The following is a 2,342-nucleotide window of genomic DNA, read 5'->3' on the forward strand; positions in this document are numbered from 1 at the left end:
CACCACAATAGCATTAGCGATACCATCGGTAGAAATAATCTCATAACCGAAACCATTACCTTTATGTTGGTGTCTAGCTTTGTGTTTAAACAAAGTTTCTAAATACTGATTAGAGAGATAATATTTAACGCTGACTTCCTTTTCTTCTAGGATATCTTTGAGACAAGTTTCTTGATGGGTTGGTTGGGGATAGGAAAAATGGTAAATATTTAAATCTTCTCGAAAACCGACGATAAAAATTCGGGGACGGTTTTGAGGAACCCCAAAATATCTGGCATTTAAAATCTGGGGACTAGGGACAAAATAATGCAAATCCTTTTCTAGTATATCTAAAATAGTTTTTAAAGTTTTACCTCGATCGTGGTGGACTAAACCCTGGACATTTTCTAAGATAAAAGCTTTCGGTTTCTTTTCGTGTAGTATCCGGGCAACTTCAAAAAATAAGGTTCCGCGTGCATCTTCAAAACCGTGTTTTCTGCCGGCGATACTAAACGCTTGACAGGGAAACCCGCCGCACAGTATATCATGATCGGGGACAGTTTTTGCCTCTAATTTTCTGATGTCTTGATTATCGGGTAAATGACCATAGTTAGCCAAGTAACCCTTTTGGGAGTGAGGATCGATTTCCGAGGAAAAAACGCATTGACAACCGAGATTCTCTAGGGCGATTCTAAATCCTCCTACACCGGCAAATAAATCAATAAAAGTCCACATATTTTATCTATTCTAAGCTTTAGTTTTGATCCCTGAGACGATATTAAACCGGCTATCTTAGATTTTAGTATAAATGCTCGAATCTTTCTCGCCACTTCCCCCCGCAACGCGCACGAAGTGGTCTCCCCACTCCCCTATCTCCCCATCTCCCCTGTCTGCGTAATTTTTTTCTCCCAAATACTAAACAGATTGGTGTTACAAGTGTAGGATAAGAAAGATACCTTTAACAAGCATAACCTAGAAACCATGACCTCTTCTGCTCTTTTTATTTTTACCTCATGCCTATTTTTACCATTTTTGAACCCTCGAAAATTAATTATGCAACAGGTCCACTGTTAATCCAGTGAGAGTCAAGCATAAACAGCGATAGCATTGAGCGAATAATAACTATTCTTGAGTACCTAACAGCATTTTTCTTGATTCATGGCAGGCATACTACTCCCCTCTCCCTTTCTGGGAGAGGGGTTGGGGGTGAGGGTAATTAACTATTTCTGCCATTACTTTAGAAAAATGGTATAAGCAAAATTAATTATACATCTAAGCCGTCAGTGGAACGCTTTTTGCTGTGATCAGTAAACAGTGAACTAAAAACTTAAATCTGATCCCTGATAGCTGTCTCCCGTCTCGGAGTCTCCCGTCTCGACTAGGAAATTAATTTTGCACGACTACTTATAAGTAGCCGACAATAAATTTTCTTTTACCTGTTAGCTGCGGTGAAAAAATGGGAATACTAAGGGATGTAGTGGGTTGTACAGTCTTTACTGGCTCTATTCCATGTCATTAGCAAACAAGAAACTTCAGACCAAGCTGCCTTCCTTTGCCCAAAAGTTAGTGCAATCGGGTTATACTACCCTAGAGGAAATCGAGCGCGTCATGGCTGATGAATTAACTTTACCCTCCCTCTGTGCTGCCAATAATCCTGAGATTCCCTCGGATGTTTTCGGGAGAATCGAAGCGATCGAGCAGTTATTACAGGCTCTCAACCGTGAATTACAGTCACTAAAGCGGGAAATTAGCCTAAATTCGCCCACAGCTTCCCCTGAGAGCGCAAATCCGACTATTCTCGACCAGGAGTTGCCTGATTTGACTAATCCAGTCCTTCCTTCCCGAAACTGGTCATCGGACAAAGAAACGATCTTTTCCGCTGCCCCTGTTTATGAGGAGTTAACCGACCCCGGCGATTGGGAACAGTTAAAACGGCAACTAGACCAGAATCAAGACCTGATCGCCTCCTCGCAAGTCGATACTTCTTTTCCTTCCGTCCTCGATCCTTGGTCCTAGTCGGGTAAAATGCTGGGGAAAAGAATTAAAATTTAACCTGGGCAATATTTGAGGACTAAAAAGTAATGACCACAGAATTAGAAACCAAAAAAGTTACTCCTACTCGCTGTTTGGTTGGTGCGGCAATTTCGGCAGCATTGGGGACAATTCTCTATTATCTCACAGCAGCGATCGGTCATTCTTTTTACTCAAAACCAATGGTTGCTCACAGTCCGATCGCCTTGAGAATTGGCAGCGCTGTCCGCACTTTAGTTTTTGGTTTAGCTTCTCTAGGAACCTTTATTTTTGCTTTTGTCACCATTGGTTTAATTCTTTTGGCTATCCAATTACTGCTTAAACGCCCTCAA

General features: G+C 41.5%; 3 protein-coding genes. 2 read left to right on the top strand and 1 reads right to left on the bottom strand.

Annotation, left to right across the window (positions count from 1 at the left end; translation table 11 throughout):
• Positions 1-714 (bottom strand): DNA cytosine methyltransferase (locus PX636_RS19710; protein WP_288118422.1); only part of this gene is annotated, 714 nt, incomplete at its 3' end.
• A 774-nt stretch (positions 715-1,488) separates the two neighbouring features.
• On the opposite strand from PX636_RS19710, the gene PX636_RS19715 reads away from it, so the two are divergent.
• Positions 1,489-1,995 (top strand): hypothetical protein, encoded by a 507-nt coding sequence (locus PX636_RS19715; RefSeq protein WP_002796154.1) that lies wholly within the window; start codon positions 1,489-1,491, stop codon positions 1,993-1,995.
• Positions 1,996-2,060: 65 nt separating this feature from the next.
• On the top strand, positions 2,061-2,342 hold a 282-nt coding region (locus PX636_RS19720; RefSeq protein ID WP_288118424.1), incomplete at its 3' end, for a DUF3082 domain-containing protein.

Origin of the sequence: Microcystis sp. M53598_WE2 (assembly GCF_030067735.1) — a bacterium.
Lineage (GTDB): Bacteria > Cyanobacteriota > Cyanobacteriia > Cyanobacteriales > Microcystaceae > Microcystis > Microcystis aeruginosa.